The organism is Rhodothermales bacterium (assembly GCA_040221055.1).
In the GTDB taxonomy this organism is placed as follows: Bacteria; Bacteroidota; Rhodothermia; order Rhodothermales; family UBA10348; genus 1-14-0-65-60-17.
Map to the genome: position 1 here is coordinate 164,540 of JAVJVN010000014.1, position 19,394 is coordinate 183,933.

General features: G+C 62.2%; 14 protein-coding genes. 2 read left to right on the forward strand and 12 right to left on the reverse strand.

The features are described 5' to 3' along the window. Window positions 1–15: 15 nt before the first annotated feature. Together lipB and sprA are read right to left on the reverse strand one after the other, a co-directional pair. Window positions 16–759, reverse strand: a complete 744-nt coding sequence (gene lipB / locus RIE53_08385) for a lipoyl(octanoyl) transferase LipB (protein MEQ9104700.1) — start codon at window positions 757–759, stop codon at window positions 16–18. After that, window positions 740–8,587, reverse strand: a complete 7,848-nt coding sequence (sprA, locus tag RIE53_08390; GenBank protein MEQ9104701.1) for a cell surface protein SprA — start codon at window positions 8,585–8,587, stop codon at window positions 740–742. Before sprA ends, lipB begins: the two co-directional genes overlap by 20 nt. Window positions 8,588–8,843: 256 nt before the next feature. On the opposite strand from sprA, the gene RIE53_08395 reads away from it, so the two are divergent. Continuing rightward, a complete protein-coding gene (locus tag RIE53_08395; protein ID MEQ9104702.1) occupies window positions 8,844–9,515 on the forward strand; it encodes an SDR family NAD(P)-dependent oxidoreductase in 672 nt (223 codons plus the stop codon). A 16-nt stretch (window positions 9,516–9,531) separates the two neighbouring features. On the opposite strand, the gene RIE53_08400 is transcribed toward RIE53_08395, so the two are convergent. The 8 genes from RIE53_08400 to RIE53_08435 all read right to left on the reverse strand — a co-directional run bounded on the left by RIE53_08400 (window position 9,532) and on the right by RIE53_08435 (window position 16,448). Next, window positions 9,532–10,674: a saccharopine dehydrogenase C-terminal domain-containing protein gene (locus tag RIE53_08400; protein ID MEQ9104703.1), complete on the reverse strand. Its 1,143-nt coding sequence runs from the start codon at window positions 10,672–10,674 to the stop codon at window positions 9,532–9,534. Further along, entirely contained in the window at window positions 10,674–12,320 is a 1,647-nt protein-coding gene (locus tag RIE53_08405) for an iron ABC transporter permease (protein ID MEQ9104704.1), read from the reverse strand. Before RIE53_08405 ends, RIE53_08400 begins: the two co-directional genes overlap by 1 nt. Window positions 12,321–12,323: 3 nt before the next feature. Beyond that, a complete protein-coding gene (gene recR / locus RIE53_08410; protein MEQ9104705.1) occupies window positions 12,324–12,935 on the reverse strand; it encodes a recombination mediator RecR in 612 nt (203 codons plus the stop codon). 2 nt (window positions 12,936–12,937) lie between these two features. After that, complete coding sequence (locus tag RIE53_08415; protein ID MEQ9104706.1) at window positions 12,938–13,276, reverse strand: YbaB/EbfC family nucleoid-associated protein; 339 nt, start codon at window positions 13,274–13,276, stop codon at window positions 12,938–12,940. Between the two features lie 24 nt (window positions 13,277–13,300). After that, window positions 13,301–15,211 (reverse strand): DNA polymerase III subunit gamma/tau, encoded by a 1,911-nt coding sequence (dnaX, locus tag RIE53_08420; protein MEQ9104707.1) that lies wholly within the window; start codon window positions 15,209–15,211, stop codon window positions 13,301–13,303. Window positions 15,212–15,267: 56 nt separating this feature from the next. After that, a complete protein-coding gene (locus tag RIE53_08425) occupies window positions 15,268–15,585 on the reverse strand; it encodes a hypothetical protein (GenBank protein MEQ9104708.1) in 318 nt (105 codons plus the stop codon). A 58-nt stretch (window positions 15,586–15,643) separates the two neighbouring features. Beyond that, complete coding sequence (locus tag RIE53_08430) at window positions 15,644–16,108, reverse strand: hypothetical protein (GenBank protein MEQ9104709.1); 465 nt, start codon at window positions 16,106–16,108, stop codon at window positions 15,644–15,646. 94 nt (window positions 16,109–16,202) lie between these two features. Continuing rightward, window positions 16,203–16,448 carry a hypothetical protein gene (locus RIE53_08435; protein MEQ9104710.1) on the reverse strand — a complete coding sequence of 82 codons (246 nt, stop codon included), beginning with the start codon at window positions 16,446–16,448 and terminating at the stop codon, window positions 16,203–16,205. Between the two features lie 69 nt (window positions 16,449–16,517). On the opposite strand from RIE53_08435, the gene dinB reads away from it, so the two are divergent. Further along, a complete protein-coding gene (gene dinB / locus RIE53_08440) occupies window positions 16,518–17,666 on the forward strand; it encodes a DNA polymerase IV (GenBank protein ID MEQ9104711.1) in 1,149 nt (382 codons plus the stop codon). On the opposite strand, the gene RIE53_08445 is transcribed toward dinB, so the two are convergent. Together RIE53_08445 and RIE53_08450 are read right to left on the reverse strand one after the other, a co-directional pair. Continuing rightward, window positions 17,608–17,931: a hypothetical protein gene (locus RIE53_08445; protein MEQ9104712.1), complete on the reverse strand. Its 324-nt coding sequence runs from the start codon at window positions 17,929–17,931 to the stop codon at window positions 17,608–17,610. The genes dinB and RIE53_08445 overlap by 59 nt on opposite strands. A gap of 144 nt (window positions 17,932–18,075) precedes the next feature. After that, on the reverse strand, window positions 18,076–19,221 hold the full coding sequence (locus RIE53_08450) for a saccharopine dehydrogenase C-terminal domain-containing protein (GenBank protein MEQ9104713.1): 1,146 nt from the start codon (window positions 19,219–19,221) through the stop codon (window positions 18,076–18,078). Window positions 19,222–19,394 lie beyond the last annotated feature (173 nt).

The following is a 19,394-nucleotide window of genomic DNA, read 5'->3' on the forward strand; positions in this document are numbered from 1 at the left end:
GTAGGGTGCGGTCGGTCAGCCAAGATACGCCGCCAGATACGCGTTCGCATCGCCGGGCTCCAGAATGCGCATGTCTGACGCGAAAATTGCACCAAAATGACGCGTAATCGCATCTTCCACGTCGGGCATGGCGATGGAATGGCCCAGTTCCGCAGCGAGGGAGGAGACGCCACGGTCTGTTATTCCGCACGGAACGATCATGTTGAAGTGCGCCAGGTTGGTGTTCACATTCAGGGCGAATCCGTGCATGGTCACCCAGCGGCTGCACCGGATGCCCATGGCGCAGAGCTTGCGTTCGTTGCCGGGAGGCTCCGTCATCCAGACACCGGTACGGCCTTCGACGCGGCCCGCCGTCAGGCCGAAGTCCGCGCAGGTACGGATGATCACGTCCTCGAGATCACGGAGATAGCGGTGGATGTCCGTGTAGTACCGGTCCAGGTCCAGGATGGGGTATCCGACGAGCTGTCCCGGCCCGTGATAGGTGATGTCGCCCCCCCGGTCAATGGGGACGAACGTCGCGCCCTCCGCGCTGAGCTCGTCGTCGGTTGCCAGCAGGTTGGCACGATCGCCACTCTTGCCCAGCGTGAAAACGGGGGGATGCTCCACAAGGAGCATGACATGATCGGGCCGGGTCGGTCGCGCCGACCGCTTGTCCGCGACGAGGTGGTTCTGGATGCGTCGCTGGAGATCCCACGCCGGTTCGTAGTCCATGCGGCCCATCCGGCAAACGACAATGCGCTCAGTTGGCGATGCTGACACGGATGTTGAATGTTCCGTTGATGTTGACGGAGGAGGGCTGGCGGGAGTCCTGGGAGTCGAACTTCTCGTACTTGAGCGTGAAGTTGGCCGAGATCCGGTTGGAGAATTGGTACCCGAGCGTGGGTGTGATGGTCGTGCGCGTGTGGGCGGTGACCAGGGAAATGTTATCCCCGGACAGGGCATCCTCCAGGACGAACTCCGGATCGGTAACGGCCTGCTCGAGTGCGCGCCGCAAGCGGAGCCGTTGGTCCGTGGTTTGCGAGCGAGCCAGGGACAGGCTGACATTGACCCGGTTTTCCAGACGTCTCCCTCGCATGAAGGGCAGTCGCAGCCCCGTTTTCTGGTACGAGAAGTTGACACTCAACTCATTCGTCCGGTTCTCACTGACCTCGAAGTTGGCCGTGGAGAGCGAGTAGGAGTTGCTCTTGTTCCATGCCATGTTCGTCTGGAACTGTTTCTTCCAGGTCAAATCCACGCCCACGAGCGGCGAAAACCGTTCGTTTATCCGCACGTTGCCGGTCTGGAACGGCGACGTCACGGCCTGGATGCGCTGTCCTCCGAGGTCGATGGTGGTCAACGAGTCCCCGCCGACGAATGCCGAGTTCGTGCGGTATTCGGACGAATAGTCCGAGCTGTAGCCGTGCCGTATGGATGCGTTCTGGACAAGCTTGCGGATGAGCGGCCACTTGCCGAACCCGCTGTACGTGACGGACCAACTCGGGCGGGGGAACGGCAGCAGGTCCCGGCTGTCCACCGTGTTCTTGTTGCGTACGAACGCATTCCGGAAATCCTGGACGACCGACGCATTGGTCAAGACGACGCGTCCGTTGCCGTCCGCGTCAGGCACGACCAGCGGGTTTTCCTCGCCGGTGGCCGCAAAGTCGCTGGCGAACGTGGACAACTGGGATGAGAACAGGTCCAGGTAATCGGCGCCGAAGGACCAGACGGTGGCCTTGTTGCTGCCCTGCTCGGAGAAGGTCGTATCCACGCCCAGGAAGGCGCCGGTCACGTCGTCGATCGACGGACGGAACGTGAACGTTTCCCCATTCTGGAATTCCAGGCTCCAGTTCAGGTTTATGGTCAGTGCCTGGGACGGGTTGAGCGTTGTACGCCCCTGGAAGCGATCCTGGTCACTGAGTTGGTCCGATACCTGCAGGGACGGGTCGATGATCCGGTTGGCAATGTCCAGCTGCCTGTCCAGACCCAATCGGTAAGCCATGGACGGCCCGTTTCCGCGGAAGGCGTCCAGAAGGCTGTATTTCGTGGCCACATCAATGACATTCCCGCCCTCATCCAGGACCGGGGTACCGACATTCGAAGACTGGGAAGACCGCGTGCCGGTGTATGTGACGTTGAAATCCCGCACGCCGGTTACGGCGAGGACGGTCTGGCGACCGAGGGAGGCCATGCGCGCGCCGAATCCACCGGGCCCGTCGTCCGCTGTCTCGGCGGCGGGTTCGTCCCGTCGATTACCCACTTCTTCCGGCATCTCGACGCCGGCTTCTTCGGCCTTCCTGCGTGCTTCCCGGGCTGCCTGTGCCTGCTCCCGTTCCCGTTGGCGTCGGGTCCGCTCGGCTGTTTTGGCCTGGATATAGGCTTTCTGTGCATTTTCCAGGTTCTCGTAGAACCCGAATTTCCGGAACAGCTCCTGGAATTTCAGCGAAATGCCACTGCGCAACGTCACATTGTTTCTGACCGACGCGCCCGTATTCCGTCCCATGGGACCGTTCTGCCAGTCGAATTGGGAGCCATAACTGATGTCCTGCAGCTGGATCCAGTTCAACATACCAATGCGTTGGAGGCGCGGGCGGAGCGAGACCGTGACGCTCTGACTGTGTCGTTCGGCCCGAGGATCGATGGCCCCCGAGAGGTAATCGCCGACGACGGTCGGGCCACTCAGCGGGGACAGGTTCGATACCTGGAATGCACTCAGGGCCTGGGTCGAATCGATGAGTCCGGCGGCCAAGGCCTGGTCAATGGTGAATCCGGCGAAGGAGGTATCGGACAGGACGACCGTGAACAGTGTATCGACTCCTGCCGCGTTCAGATTCTCATCCGTGGACAGGTCGAAACCGAGGTTCAGGAACGGGAACGGGTTGTATTGCAGTCCGAAGTCCCGTTTGGCGGTGAACGCGTGTTTTTCCCGGTCCGGGAATCGCACACGAAGCGGGGTGGACGAGGTGTCTGAGGCTGACAGCAGGGCGCGTTCGCGTGATTCGGTGAAGTTGCGACTGAACGTTGTCGATGCGGTCAGGGAGTTGGGGACGTAGTTGAACGCCAGCCCGCCCAGCTTGTTGAGGACCGGAATGGGATCCAGGAAGAAAAGGGGGCGGACCGTCCGCGGGCGGTTGGATCGGAACTGGTAAGATGCAGAACTGGCCCACCGCCACGCATCGTTTTTCACCTGCGTCGGTCCCCGGGCTTCTGCATCCGACTGGGAATAGGTCAAGGAAATCCCGTCCAGGGTATTCCTGAGCAACTTGTTGTCCGAGTTGGACTTGCTGAGCCGGGTGGAAATTGATTTGGTGAACGAGTGCGTCTGGGCCGACTCGATGGCGTTCCGCTTCTGGGATTCCTTTTCTTCTTCGGAGAGGTCTTCCCGGTCCTCGATCTGCGTCACGATTTCCTCGAGGCGCACGTCGCCGCGGGTGGGGGAGAACCGCGGCGTGGAGGTGTTGGACTGGACCTGGATGTTGACCGGTAACGTCCATCCGAACCGGTCCGGAATGACCTTGTTGGCGTTCAACTCCGTGGTCACGGTCCAATTGTCAATGTTGTTCTGTTCCCGCTCACCCAGTGTGGACGAGAGCGAGCCGAACCCGTCCGTCTGCCGATTGATACTGGCCTTGATCCGGCCCACGTCAGCCAGTTTGATGTCGGCGTTGGCCAGCGAGGCCCATCCGTTCGTTTCGTCGTATCCGGCCACACGCAATTCGTTCACCCAGACGGTGATGTCCTCCAGGATGTCCTCGTAGGCCGTGCTCGTCGAGTCGGCCGGATTCCGGATACCGATGACGATGGAGTTGATCTTGCCCAGGGAGGGTGTTCCCTTGATGCCAAGGCGGGTCCCGGGAGGAGCAAATTCGCTCGCATCCGGGACTTCCGCTGATCGGGGTTGCCCGTCCACGACGCTGTAAAAAATACTGTCAGGGGGGAACGCCAGGTTGTCACGCGCCACCTTCAATTGATTGAAGGCACTCAGGACGATGTTCATGGAGCCGAGATCCCTGAACTCGCCGTTGTAATCTACATTGGTCTGCCACAGGATGTCGGGCGAGCCGGCGGTCTCCGAACTCGGGGTCAGGGGCTGCTCGTACTCATAGTAGTCATTGGATTCGTTCGCACCCAGACGGACGAAGAGACGTGCCTTCGAACGTCCTTCCTCCAGCGGCAGTGTGGACAGGTCCCTGCCGTCCGCGAGCTGCCCGTGCATATGCACGAACATACGCAAGTTGGCGTATTTGAGCAGGTCCAATCCCTGGGCCTGCGTTTTGAAGATGCCCCGCTGGCTTCCGGGTTGCAGGTCTTCGACACGCAGCACAAGGGACTGCTCACGCGCATTCTGCACGCGTCCGCTGGCCATGCGCGACTGGCTGACGACCGCGCCGATGGGAGGCGTATAGATGTCCGCGTTCTCTTCGTTGTTGATGCTGGAAATGGTCAACCGTGTTTCAGAAAACGTCGTGTCGAATGGCGTATCGTGCTCCAGGGCAATCCGTTCGGACTTCTGCCACTGGCTGCCCACGAATTCCAGCGACGCCATCCGCATGGTAATCGGGACTTCGTGGCCCGTTGTCCACAGTCGGATGGATTCGATCAGCGAGAAGTCCTGGATGGATCCGACCTTCCGTGTGAACTGCTGGACCGGAATCCGGACCTGGTACCAGCCGGTGCCCTGACCGTCGGCTCCCGTGATTTCACCGACCACATAATCGTCCACGTTGGTCGGAGTGGCCAGGGAGTCCAGCGAGCGCTTGCTCAGCGGGATTTCATACTGGAAATAGCTGTTGTCGGTATCGACCGTGGAGTTCAGGTTCCGGTCTTCCGAGTCCGGAAAACGGGAGTTGCCACGGCGCACAGACGTGTTGTCAGCAAGCTTGGTCTGGGCTTCGAACGCGTTCAGCTCCTGGCCAGCGAAGTATCGGGTGAATCGCTGCTGGAACGTGGCTCCACCCGGGAAAAACTCGAGGTTGTCGAAGTATTGGCCGTTTCCGAAGTAGTGGTAATCGTCGCCGGACGGATCGGCCAGGGCCTTGGCCACCTCGGCCTTATACCTGGGATCACTGTCGCCCGTCGTGAGGCTGTTCAGGAAGTCCGAGAAATGGGACTGCTCGGTGGCGAATTCAGGGTAATCCGTTTCGTTCACGGAAGCCAGGCCGTCCAAACCCAAGTCCTCGGTGCGTCGCGTCGCATCGTCCAGGTCGACCACGCTGTTCTGTGTACCGTTGGGAATGCGGGCCCACTGCAGGATGCCGCCCAGGGAGATGTCGGACGTGGACAGTCCGTCCTCCGTGTTCAATTTCTCATCGGGGAGGACGTCCTCCGAGATGGATCCGAGGTCCACGTACAGTTTGGCGTCGCGTCCGGCATCCTCAGCACTGTTTTCGGCAAACGGACGGAAAATGAACTCGACGAAATCAATGTTCTTGAGACTGAAGTCGGTGAATCCCTCCGGTACCCGCTGGGTCATCCCGCCCCACGCATCCTTCGGGTTGTCGAGGAAGCCGCGGAGGTCGCGCGTGTAGTTGTAGGGCCCGCGTGACCGGGGATCGAAGTACAGGTCGAACGTCTCGAGGGACGGATCGATTTCTGCACGTGTGTCCCTGTTCGGAAATACCTCGTCAATCCGGAAAATCTTGACGGCGTCCGGGTTGAAGACCAGGATGGGTACTTCCTGCAGGATGTTCGCGTTAATGCGATACCACGCGAAGGAGCCCCTCCAGTTGGTCCGCAGGGAGTCGGCCCGGCTTCCGCTGGCAACGCCCATCCGGTCAACTGCGCCGACGGAGTCGGGCGCTGAGGACATACCCCACGAACCGGGCTGCATGAGCGAAAAGGTGTTCCGGAAGCCCTCGAAGTCGTCGATGTACGACGTTCCGGCGAGTTCGTCGCTGGCAAAATCACGACCGGCATCCCGCAGGTCCCGGCGCGTCCGTTCGAAAGCGATCGTTTCGGTGTGATTGGGGCGCAACTGGGCAAACTCACCTTTCAGGGATACCGAAGAGGGCTCCCGGGTCTGGAGCAGGGGGACCTTGTCAATAAAGCGGGTCATCCACCGGGGCTCAAGCTGGACGGCCCCATCGACACCCCAGATGGTGTTGGAAATGGGCTCTTCCCCGATCCGGAACTTGTCGATGGGAGACTTCTGGTTCAACCTCATGACCGTCGATCCGAACGAGAAGCGATCGTCCATGACGTAGTCCATCCGCAGGCCCAACAGCGTCTTCTTCTGCACATTGAAGAACGAGTTCTGCTCGAAGTCGATGCTGATATCGCGTCCGGCGGTAAGGAAGGCCGGATTCACGATGGTCACCGATCCCGTTCCGGAGTAGTCAGCGACGAAGTCCGTGCCCTCGGCCAGCGGCGTGCCTCCCGATTCGACGCGGATGGAGCCGGGAACGAGCCCCGAGAATGCCCGCAGGTCATAGAACGACTGTACGGCACCTTTATAGGATCCGCGTACCCGATACACGTCGTGCTGACTGTCGCGCTGGGCGTTCGCCTTTTTCTCGTTGTACAGGGAACGGAACACCAACAGGTCCTCGATCTGGGCCTTGGCATCGGGCGAACCCGGTCCGTTCTGGATGACGTTTCGGAGGCGGCTGCCGAACGGCTCCAGATAGGGGAAGATGAGCGTACCCTCGCCTGGATCGATGGTGTAGTTCACCAGGAAGTCGAACAAGTCGTCCGGCGTGAGGGCCTGGTTCTCATTGACCCGGTCAAGACCCAGGATCTGCAGTACGGTCTGGGTGCCTCCCACGCCCGGCAGCGTCTTGGACGCGGTCTGCCCCGGAGGCTCGTAGTAGATCTGCAGATCGAAGTCTGTCGGCTGGATACCCCGACCGGGCAGACGGTAGATGTTCCGCATTTCCAGGTACCATGCCGGCGGGTTGAAATTCGATTCCGGTGCGGGCTGGCGAAGCTGAACAGGGCGCAGCAGCTTCAGGACAATCTTTTCTTCGTTCTGCCCACCCGTCGACCCGCCCGTGTCGGTCGCGAAATCCCCGACCTGGAAGGTCTGCCCGTTGGCCCGGTAGCGGAAGGCGACGGCAAGCGCCTCGCTTTCCTGGACCCGCTGACGCATGGTGATGTAGCCCAGCACCTCGTCCACGTCGTAATCCCGGCCCCGTTCCAGACGCTTGAACTTGCCCACCTGGAAGTCAGACGAGGACAGATCCTTCACGGTCTCCAGGTAGGACCCCGGGGCGGCATCGCCATCCCGGAGCTCCGTATCGAGTTCTCCACCGGGGCTGTCGTCGTATTGGTCCCGATTGGCATTCGGAAGGACCTGGGCCGCATATTCGTCGGCTTGTTGCAGGATGTCTGCGGACTCTGCCAGGTCGACAACGGCAACCGCCTGACGCACGTTCTCCTCTTCCGGCCGTGTCGGCATGAGCTTCCAGACTTCGATTTCGGCGATCCGTTCGAATCCGTTGGCCACCCGGATGTTCGGAGGATCGGCAAGGGCATCCTCCCATCGGTTCCGGAAGTAGTAGCCGAGGAAGAAGTGGGTGGCTTCGTCGTAGTCGGTCGGGCGCAGGTCGAACTCCGTGGACTCCGAGCCACCTTCGATGTTCAGGTTGCTCGCCTGGCCCTCCTGTTGGGACATGACGGTAGTGAGCCGTACACCACCGACCTGCATTTCGGACTTGATGCCGAACAGGCTCTGACCGCCCCGGATGAGGGACGATGGGGTCTGCAAGTTTACGTTTCCGGCCTCGATTTTCTGGATGATCTCGTCCTCGTAACCGGTGTACTCCAGGCGGAGTTGGTTTTCGAAGTCGAACTGGTTCCGGGAGTCGTACTGCACATTGATCTGCAGCTTGTCCCCGATGGTGCCGGTAATGCCGAGGCTCAGGTCCTGCTTGAACTGGGGATCAAGCTGTGACGGCCGGCCGGTGACCGATACCTGTTGATCGCTCTTCCGGTAATCGAAGCCGGCGCTGATGTCGGCCGTGCCATTCACCCGAAGATCCACCGAGGGCTTGCCGAAGATGGTCGTGAACGCACTCTGCCGACCACCGGGAACCACCACATTGAAACCGAGACCACCGCGACTGGCCCGTTGCTGTGCTTGCTGCTGTCGAAGGATGAGCTCGGTCCACGTTTCATCCAGATCGCGATCCAGACGCGCATCCCGATAGGACTCGAAATCCAGCGTAACCGGGAAACGGGTTTCCGTCAGGCCGATTTTTTCCAGGGAGGTGTAATTGAGCGCCGTCGTGTCAAACACGATCTCGTGCTGCCACGAGCGCGGCAGCGGAGTGAAGAACGGCCGCGTCTTGCGCGGAAAGACCGACGCATACGGTTTGTCTTTCCGGCTCTGGATGTAATTGTAGACGCGTGCCGACTCGGGCCAGATAAGCACGATCGAGTCGGCGAGCAGGCTGTCCGCGAGCAGGCTGTCCAGGGTCACATGGACCGTGTCCGTGTCGGCGCGCGCAATCCGCATGCCACCTTCCCGCCAGTCCGAAACGTCCGCGTCGGTGGACGCTTGGCTGACCAGTACCATCGAAACGACGAATACGGCAACGACGCCGCCCAACAGGCGGCGAAGAGCGCGGGGTGAGTCAGAATGGACGCGAGGACCGTGCGGCGTATCGGACACAGGAAAGGGGATACCGCTGATGGCGAGCGGTTGGCTCCCCACCAGTCATTACTGGTTCAAATAACGTGGAATCCGTAACAAAAAAGACGATACGCGCTGAATTTGTTCGTGACAGACGGGACGTACACGGAAGATACCCCTTTGTTCTGAATGGAATACAGGGATGCACCGCGAGGTACCCAACCGGATTCAGGGCACAAATTCACGACTGTCGAATACGATCGGTCTCGTTCCCCACGGAAAACCACCTGTTTCCATGCTGTCATCCCGTGCCGATTCATCGCCCATCGTGGTCATAACCGGAGCCGACGGTCGGCTCGGACATCGATTGGTCGAGGGGTACCTGCGGCACGGGTATCGCGTGGTGGCGTTCACGCGGGGTGCCGCGGTCGATGGCGCTCATCAGATAACCGTCGACGTCACCGACGAGGCGTCCGTTGAGCGGGCCTTTGCCGAGGTCATCGACACCTTCGGCCGTGTGGATGTCTTCATCCAGACGGTCGGTGGATGGGGCATGGCCCCGTTCCGGGAGACATCGCTGGCGGTCTGGCGGTCCATGATGGAACTGAACCTGACCAGCACCTTCCTGTGCTTCCGGGAGGCGGCCCGTCACATGACCGAGGGCGCGGGGCGTCTGATAGCCATTGCGTCCCGGCAAGGGGCCGAGCGCGGCGTGGCCCAGCAGGCGGCCTACTCGGCCTCCAAAGCCGGGGTTGTCCGACTGATTGAAGCAGTGGCGGCCGAATTCGCACCGAACGGCCCAACGGCCCATGCCCTGGCGCCGTCTACCATCCTGTTCGACGACGACCGCGCGTCGGGAGATGGCGTCCCGGTGGCCGATCTCGTCGACACCTGTCTCTTCCTGTCCTCGGCGGCCGGGGCGTCCTTCAATGGAGCTACGCTGACGGCGTTCGGGCGGGGCGGGTGAGCGCCCTGCCCCGGGTTCAGCTCCACGTTTCCCGGATGGGAAGCCCTGCCTTGACGACGGCATTGTAGAACGCATCGATCGGTACAATCCGTTCTGGTGACGATACACCGCCCTTCTTGACGGCACCGGAGGCCAGCAACATGGCAATCGTGGCGGCTGTGATGCTGGTGCTGCGGCGCACCGCCGTCATTTCCCGGGTTTGGTCATACGTATCGATCATTTCATGGGTCAGACGCGCCCGTTTGCCGTCCTTCTCGCCTTCCATTTCAATGCGCAGGAGCACCGCATCCTCATAATCCCCGCCCAGCCGCTGCTTCATCCGGCGGGCGAGGATGTCCCGGTAGGTGAGATGGGTCTGGACATCGATGTTGCGGTCCTCGGCGAATCCGAGCGCCAGGAGGAACTGCATCTGCTCCGCATGACCCTTCCACCGGATGCTCTTGTGATCGAGCGTCTGCAGGGACGGGCCGGCAATTTCCCGGATGGGGGCGAGGACGCTGGCCGTGTGGAAGGCCTCCATCGCACCGAACGGCTTCGGGAATACGATTTCTTCGAGCCCGGTCAGTGGCTCGGCTTCGCAAGCCTCGCCGTCCACCACGCATTCCACAGGCATGGTGTAGTCATCCAGCAGTTTCTCGGCGGACCAGGAAATCCGGAAATTGAACGGAGGCTCCGGATGCAGGGGGACATAACCCACGCGGATCCGCGCTGAGAGGGGCACGTCGAATTGGCGCAGGCCGTTCAGGCAGAGCATGTTCACAAGGCCCGGGTCCAGGCCGCAGTTCGGAACGATCCAGAGGGCCTGGGCGACCGCCTCCTTGACCAGGCCGGAGCGGTTCCGGAGCAGATCGTTTCCACTTCCCAGGTCACAGAAATGGCTGCCCACGTGCAAGGCCGTACGGGCCAGCACCGGGTTCAGGGATGGGGACGAAGCCCCCACAATGCATTCGCTCCCGTCCAGGATGGAAGAAATGGCGCGTTCGTCCCGGGCATCCACCTGGAACGTGCGCAGTTTCGGGCTGTCGATGGTCGCTTCCAGTCGCTGGAGGGTCCGCGTGTGGGCATCGCAGATCTTGACCGTGGAAACGGCGTCGTGCTCCATGAGAACCTGGGCGATGGCCGAGCCCATGTGGCCGGCACCGACAATGGAAATGTTCATCAGTAGGTGGTTCGGTATTTCGCGGTAAGGAACGTCGCGGCGCCAATGAGGAGCATGAGGAAGACACTGTATGCGGCAGCCGCACCGAAGTCATACAGGCGCAATTGAGAAAGGATCTCGACGGAAATGGGACGATTGTCGAAAACGTAAAGCAAAATGGACGATACGAATTCCCCGAGCGCCGTGACGAAGGTGAGCAGCGTTCCTGCGACGATGCCAGGGGCGATGACAGGCAGGACGACCCGCCGGACGGTCGTGGCCGTCGATGCGCCGAGATCGGTGGATGCGTCCGTCAGACGGTCGTCAAACGATTCGAGGGCGGCCGTCGTGGAACGAACCACGAGCGGAATGTGCCGGATGAAATACGCGAGCGGAAGCAGCCACACCGTTCCGACCAGAACGCTTCCGCCCGTCAGCGCGGACGGCTCGGAGAACGTCACGATCAGGTTGATGGCAATCACGGTGCCTGGAATGGCGAACGGCAACGTTGCCAGGACCCGCACCAGGGTCCGCCCCGGGATGGTGCCTTTCACGATGAACAGCGCGGCGGTGACGCCGAAAATCAGGTTGGCGATCGTGGCGAGCGTGGCCATCCGGACAGAGTTCAGGACGGGGGCCAGGACATCCGGGTCCGCGAACAGACCGGTATAATTGGACACGGTGTACGCCTGGGGCAGGATCTGGTAGGTCCAGCTGCCTTCCTGGACGAACGAAATCAACACCACGGTGGCTACCGGGAGCAGGAGGAAGGTGAGCATGAGCAGGGCCCCGGACAGGGCCGCGTACCGCGCCCATACCGAGGTGACCGGGCGGGCCGGCACCGGGGTGCCCTTGCCGCTGCCCGGTCGGCTGCGGCGATTGCCGAATTCAATCAGGAACAGGAACAGCAGGCAGATGGCCGTCAGGAGCACGGACACCGCCGCCGACATGTCCAGGTTGCCGTTCATCTTGTAGTTGTAGATCTGCAGCGTCAGGAACTGCTCCGTACCGGCAAAAAGCAGGGGCGCCGTGAACGAGGCCATCGAAATCATGAACACGAGCAGTGCCGCACTGGTCATGGAGGGCCGAAGATGGGGCAGGATCACCGTCCGCAGAACGCCCCAACCGCCCGCGCCCAGGTCCTCCGCGGCTTCCACCTGGCTGCGGTCCAGGCTCTTGAGGGCCGATGCCGCGAACAGATAGAAGAACACGTACATCGAATAGACGTGCACGAGCCAGACAGCCCACAATCCCGAAAAGGCGAACGGGACGTTCTCCAATCCGAGGAGCGCTTGCAGACCACGCGGCAGGATGCCGCTCTCGCCGTACAGGAACAGGAAGGCCAACACCCCAACGAGCGGAGGCAGCGCCAGGGGCAGCGCCGCAACACCCACCAGCACGCGCCGCCCGGGGAAGTCGAACCGGTGCAGGAGGTACGCCAATGACGTACCCAGGACGCCCGCCCCGACCACGGTCCAGAGGGAAATCCATACGGAGTTGAACAGGGCCCGGCTGTTGGCGGAGGACGAACCCGGAAACAAGTTCTTCAGATTCGTGGGAGACAGACCGGTCCGGAAGACTTCCAGCGTCGGCCACAGGACGTACGCACCCAGGACGGCCAATACAATGACCAGCAGCAGGACATTGGCCCGTTTGGAGAACAGCATGGCTCAGGCCGATACGCGGGCTTCGAGGGCCCGGGCCAGCGTCGCTTCGTCCGTGAACTCCAGGTCACTTCCCATGGGCATACCGCGCGCCAGCCGGGACACCCGTACGTCGAAGGCCGAAAGGAGGCGTGTTACGTAGAAGGCCGTCGTATCGCCTTCCACCGTCGGGTTTACCGCCAGGATGACTTCGGTCACCGGCGTATCGCCCGCCGGCTCCGCCACACGGCCCACCAGTTCGCGGATTTTCAGGTCGTCGGGGCCCACACCATCCAACGGGGAAATCACCCCTCCAAGTACATGGTATACGCCATTGAACCCCTGGGTGCGCTCCAGTGCCATGACGTCATTGGGCTCTTCCACCACGCAGATCACGCTACGGTCGCGTTTCGCCGACGAGCAGATGGGGCACGGATCGCGGTCCGTCACATTGGAGCAGATCGTGCAGAAGCGCACCTTGTCCTTGACCGCCAGCAGGGCATCCGCCAGTTCCTGGACCTCCGGGCGCGGCATCTTCAGCACGTATGCAGCCAGGCGGCGGGCCGTTTTCCGGCCGATGGACGGCAGTTTTGAAAACTGCTCGACCAGATCCTCTACCGACTCGGACGTAAGGATCATGCTCAGAGTCCGAACTTGGACATGTCCATTCCCGGTGGAATGAGTCCGCCCGTCAATTTGGTCATTTCATTCTTGGCCAGCGCAGCCGCCTCTTCGAGCGCCTTGTTGACCCCGGCGATGACCAGGTCTTCCAGGAGTTCGACATCCTCCGGATCCACGACTTCCTTCTCGATCTTGATCGCCGTTACGCGCTGCTGACCGTTGGCCGTGACCTGCACCATGCCGCCTCCGGCCTCCGCAATTACCGTCTTGGCGGCCAACTGCTCCTGGACCTCAGCCATCTTGCGCTGCATGTCCATCACCTTGCCGAACATGTCGGCCATATTCATCCCGTCACTCATGGTGTCGCTCCTTGCTTGAAAAATCTACCATACGATCTCGCCGCCGAAACGCTCCACGAGGGACTGCACCGCCGGATTCTTTTCACACTGTTCCTTCAGGAAGGCACGGGCATCCTGTTCAGGGTCTTCTTCCTGCGCCTCCGGGGTCCGGTCGGCCACGACCCGGAAGGAAATGGCATCGATATGGATGTCCGAGGCGTCCGTCAGGCGGTGGGCCAGGCGCGCCCGGTCGGCGCGGAGGGTCTGTTCGTGGAAGGCATCGGGCACGATGATGGTGACCGTACGATCCTGGAATAATGCGATCTCGGTGTGCGTGAGCAGCGACCCCAGTTGCTTCTCGGTTTCCATGATGGACGATACGACGTCCGGCCATGCCGCCCGGAGACGGGCCATTTCGCCGGCCGGGGCTTCAGGCTCGTCGGCCACCAGCACATCATCCGCCACCATGACGGCAGCGGATGCGTCGCCGGACGGCTTCGGACGCCGCTTGATGGCGGGCGCCGGCTGGAACAGCGCCATCGGGGACTCCTGCTGCGGCGCCCCCCCAGAGGGACGGGATGGCGTTCCGGCGGGCGGAGTATGTGGGGTGGGCTCAGGTTCGCGCGCTACGACCGGTTCAGGCTCAGGCTCAGGTTGTGAAGCGGACTCTGCTTTGGACTCGGGCTTCGGCGGAGCGGCCGGGGCCGGGGCCGGGGCCGAGGGCGCCGCCGGGGTCTGACCCTGAGCCGGAGCCGCCGGTGCCTGCAACGTGAACGAAACGCTTCCCTTCGCCGCCATTTTCTCAATCCTGTCCAGCGTGGCCAGCGCCTCGCGGACATCCACGGACCGGGGCGTCGTAGCCATCCGGATGAGGGCCATTTCCAGCTTCAATCGAGGCTGGCGGCTGTTCCTGAGTGTATCGGCCACCTGACCGGCCTGATGGACCAGAGCCATGAGCGTCGATTCCGACAGACCCGCAGCGTGCTCCAGATAGCGTTTCCGCATGGCATCCGTGGCCTCGATCAATGCGGTATCGTTCAGGGTGGCGGCGACCAGCAGGTTACGGATGTGTTCGGTCAGGCCGTCCACGAACTCCTGCAGGTCATATCCGGATTTGACCACGCCATCCACGATCTGCACCATCCGGGCCGGGCTGGACTCCACAACGGCCCGGGTGACGTCGAAAAAAACGTCATCGTCCACCACGCCAAGGGCCTTGATGAGCTCCGGGTGGGTAATGGTCGTCCCGCACAACGATACGGCCTGGTCGAATACCGAGAGCGCATCGCGCAGCGCACCGTCCCCTTTGCGGGCAATGAGCACGAGCGACGCATCGTCCGCCGAAATCTGCTCCGTCTCGCAGATTTCCTTCAAGCGCACCACGATCTCCTCCACGGCAATCCGTCGGTAATCGAAACGCTGGCACCGGGACTGGATGGTGGGCAGGACTTTGTGGGGCTCCGTCGTCGCAAAAATGAACAGGGCGTGCGGCGGGGGTTCCTCGAGCGTCTTGAGCAGCGCGTTGAAGGCCGCGTTGGACAGCATGTGGACTTCATCGATGATGTAGACCTTCATGCGATTGCCCTGCGGAGGCACCCGGACCGTTTCGCGCAGGTCCCGGACGTCATCCACCTTGTTGTTGGATGCCGCGTCGATCTCGATGATGTTCATGTTGCGGCCCTCCTCGAAGGACCGGCATGAATCGCACGTGCGGCAGGGCTCTGCACCGTCCACGCGTTCGGAGAGCGGGGTCGTGCAGTTGATGGCCTTGGCCAGGATCCGCGCGCCCGTGGTTTTTCCGACGCCGCGCGGTCCCGTGAACAGATAGGCGTGTGCCAACCGGTCCAACCGGAGCGCGTTTTTCAGCGTGCCGGTCACGTGCTCCTGGGCGACGACATCGCCAAAGGTCTGGGGACGGTACTTGCGGGCGGTGACGAGGTACGTCGTGCTGGACATGTCGCGGGGCAGTTTCGTTCAGGTGTGGTATTCGCGGATGCCCCCGAGGATCCGCGCTACCTTTCCACACTCGCGGCAGGGAGCAGCGCGCCCACCAGATTGCCCAGCACGCGCATGCGGAGTTCGTCAAACCGGGCCAGCGTCAGTCCGGAGTGTTCCAGCGCCTGCATCCGCACCACATCCATGCGCGCGGCCGCCAGCCACTGCAGCTCCTCGCCCGTCAACTGGCCGGCAGACGCGAGGGTACCCCATCGGGCCACGTCGTCCTTGAGCGTGCCCAGCAAGGTGCGCGCGGCGTCAAGCCCGGCGGTGGACAGTTCGGGCATTTCGGCCTTCAGGGTGGCCACGACGGCATTGAGGAGCGTTTCAGACATGGGTTGTGGTAGTATACAGCTGATATACAGGTAATATATCAGGCCGCTGATGGGTGGTTCAGGGTTGGATCTTGCCGGACTCAAGACCGATGATGGCGTCGAAGGCCAGACCGGTCAGGCGTTTGGATTCTGCTATGAAGACGGGAGACAGTTGGCCGCGACGACGCCACTCGGCCAGGAATCCACCGAGCAGGTGGTGGTCGGGACTCCGCATGAGTGCCCACTGCCGCGTACTGTGTTCGTTGGCGGGACGGCCCTGGGCAAATTCCCAGGCGCGATCCAGGTCGCGTTCTACCGATTCAATGCGCCGGGCGTGCTCGGCGGCCGGGAATTCCGCGAGGTCCATCAGGCGGAGGGCGTCCACCTTCAGGTCGACGGCCAATTCATAGGCGGCAGGACTGTACGGGGCAATGCTCGGGGCGCAGCCGGAGGTGGCGACGACGAGCACGAACACGGTCCAGGGAAGAAGCCGCAGAACGTACTCGGTCAGGGTGAAGTGCGCGGGAATCCGGAATTCAAGCATTCAGGCAGACAGGTTGCACATATTGCATCTGTCTGCGTAAACGCAGAACATCGGTACCAAGCGTCACGCTCGGACTGTTCAGGCTCCGGCGTGGTCAGGGCATGAGCCAGGCGAGGGCCGGACTGACCTCCGCGGTCGAACCGCCTGCAAGCAGATTCACTGTAACCATGACCACGGCAACCGCGGCCAATACCAGAACGATGATGCAACCCAGGTACACGGAGACGAGCAGGATGAATTCCATCATGGGACGGATGAAGCGGGGCATGTCGTCGAGTGACGACGATCGGAGTGCCGGATCTTCAGGATTCCGTGGCACGGACTTCGGTGATTCAGACATGGGCAGGTGGGGGTGGGGTGGGATGCCTGCTGATCATGCAGATTTAGTGAAGAGCCTGGACCTATGCAAATGAATTCCGACATCCCGCGTGCCGCACGGAAAATCATCCATGTGGACATGGATGCGTTCTATGCGTCGGTGGAGCAGCGGGATTTCCCGGAGCTCCGCGGCAAGCCCGTGGCCGTTGGCGGGTCATCGGCCCGCGGCGTGGTGGCGGCGGCCAGCTATGAGGCTCGTGCGTACGGTGTGCATTCAGCCATGCCCTCCGTGACGGCGGCTCGGCGGTGCCCCGGGCTGGTGTTCGTACGGGCCCGGTTCGACGTCTATAAGGAGGTGTCCCGCCAGATCCGGGCCATTTTCCGTCGCTATACCTCCATTCTGGAGCCCCTTTCCCTCGACGAGGCGTATCTGGATGTGACGCATCCCCTGATTGGGCCGCCATCCGCCACGTTGATTGCCCGGGCCATCCGGGCGGCCATACGGGAGGAAACCGGGTTGACGGCCTCGGCTGGCGTATCGTTCAACAAATTCCTGGCGAAAGCCGGCTCGGCGCATCGGAAGCCGGACGGGCTGACCATCATCACCCCCGAGAAGGCCATGGCGTTCGTGGCGGCGTTGCCGGTCGAGAAGTTCTTCGGGGTCGGACCGGTGACCGCAGCGCGGATGCACGATCTGGGCTGGAGGACGGGAGCGCATCTTCAGGAAATATCGGAAGACGACCTCGTCGCACGCTTCGGCAAGGCCGGACGCTACTATTTCCGGATGGCGCGCTGCCTGGACGACCGGCCGGTGCGACCGTCCAGGACCCGGAAATCCCTGGGTGCCGAGCGCACGTTCGATCACGATCTGGACGATGTGGAGGCCATGAGGGACCGGCTGGCCGATATTGCCGGAACGGTGGCCGAGCGCGCGTCGAACGCAGGAATCGTGGGGCACACGGTCACGCTGAAGATCAAATACCACGACTTCGAGCAGACCACCCGCCAGACCACCACGGACGGGTGCGTTCGGGAGCCGGGCGAAATCCTGGAAATGGCCGATCTCCTGCTCCGGCACGGCCCGGAGCCGCCCGCCAAGCCGGTGCGACTCCTGGGCATTACGCTGTCCAACTTGCGGCAGATCGGAGAGGGCCCGGTCCCTGAGCAGTTGACGATGTCGTTCAGGCCGCCTGGGCCCGGGTCGGAGCCGGACGGCGACGTGCCCGGTTCGGACGGATGAGATTGGCCGGGTTGCCCATGCGTTCCAGGTGGCGACTCACGTAGTTCAGGGTGGCGCGGTGGACGTCGGCATCCTCGTCGCTGAAGAGCATGGCCTTGACGTACTGGTTGTGCGCCATGTCCTTCAGGCGCAGGAGCTCGGTCGGGGACAGGCGCGCGAGGTCCACGCGGATGCCCCGCTCGCGGGAAACGAGAACGGGGTGGTTGCCGGAAATGTCGACGTGGAAGGCTTCGCCGGTGAGCAGATTGAGGTGATTCTGTGTCATGATTCGGGTGGCGTGTTGGTTACTGCATGCAAGTTCGCATACCCCTGTGACACTGTTGTGTCATAGGGCGGAAACAACGGGATTCCAGGGATCAGACACGATGGGGCGGCTCGGCTAACCGGTCAGCCGGCCGTTGTGGAAAAGTCAGGGGCGGACCGATTCCGTTTCGCGGATGATGATGCCGCGGTCCTGCAGGTAGGCGGTCACCCGATTGTAGCAGTCCGCAGTCCGTCCGATGAATTCGGGAGGGCTTATGCCGGGCTCGTCATAGGCGCCCTGAAGGACCAGGTGGACGGCGGCTGTGCACGTGTATCCGGTGGTGCGGGCCATGGAATGGACGCCGGATTCAGCGTCGTACCGGTCCAGCAGGTCGTACGTGCGGCGGAGACAGGCCCCGTCCCGGATGCCGTCGACTTCGACGCGCATGACGGTATAGTCCTGCTCGCCCGGCTGCAGTTTCCAGGAGTCGAACAGGAGTTTCGTGGTCAGGTCGATGGGCCGCACGGTTACGCCGTCCACGTCCAGGGGCTCGGTGGAAAGGAAGCCTGAATCCCGGAATACCCGCATGAGCGAGGCGTGCCCCGGGTGACGCAGGGTTTTCTCCTTCATGTCGGGTGCCCGCATGGTACGCATGAGGGAGCGCAAGCCGTCGGTGTTGAACGCTTCGAGCGTTCCCACGCCCGGCAAATCCACCAGCTCGATGTCGGTCAGGGCCTCCCGTACCACGACACTCCCATGCTGCACGTAGCGCGCCGGACGGGTGTATTCCTCAATGACATCGATGGGGGAAAACACGGCTTTGTACTCGTACGGCCAGCGCCGCTCCACGGGCAACCCGCCGACGTAGCACAGGTAGCGTTCCATGGACTCGAACGACTGCTCCGCGTGGCCCGCCTGCATGTTGCACAGACCGGGCGCGACGCCGCAGTCCACGATGGCCGTGACACCGGCCGCTCGGGCCTTGTCGTCCAGCGCGAACGCATCCTCGGGGAAGAAGGAAATGTCCACGATGGGCTTGCCGAGGCCAATCAGTCGGTCGAGTGTATCGTATCCCATGAATCCCGGGACGGCGTTCACGACGAGGTCGCTGCTTTCGACGGCCTGTTCCAGCGCCCCGGGGGCGGTGATGTCAGCCGGTGTGGTGCGCACGCCGGCCAGGCGATCGAGTTTGCGGAGCGCGGTTTCGGAGCGGTCCACGGCATGGACCAGCAGGTTGCCGTCCGCGGCCAGGTCCTGGATGATGGCGCTGCCGACGAGACCGGCTCCGAGAACGGTGATGGTTTTCTGCATGATGCGGGAGGGATGCGGGCTGTGCGGTTTGTGGCTTTGGGATGCGTTTCGTTCGGCGTATGGGGTGAAATGTAGGGCGTATACAGGAGGTCGTCGTACGGAAATTGTCCACACATGTTTTATATATGATACGCTCAAGGTATCCTCATGTGTGTGAAGCATGTGTATTGCAT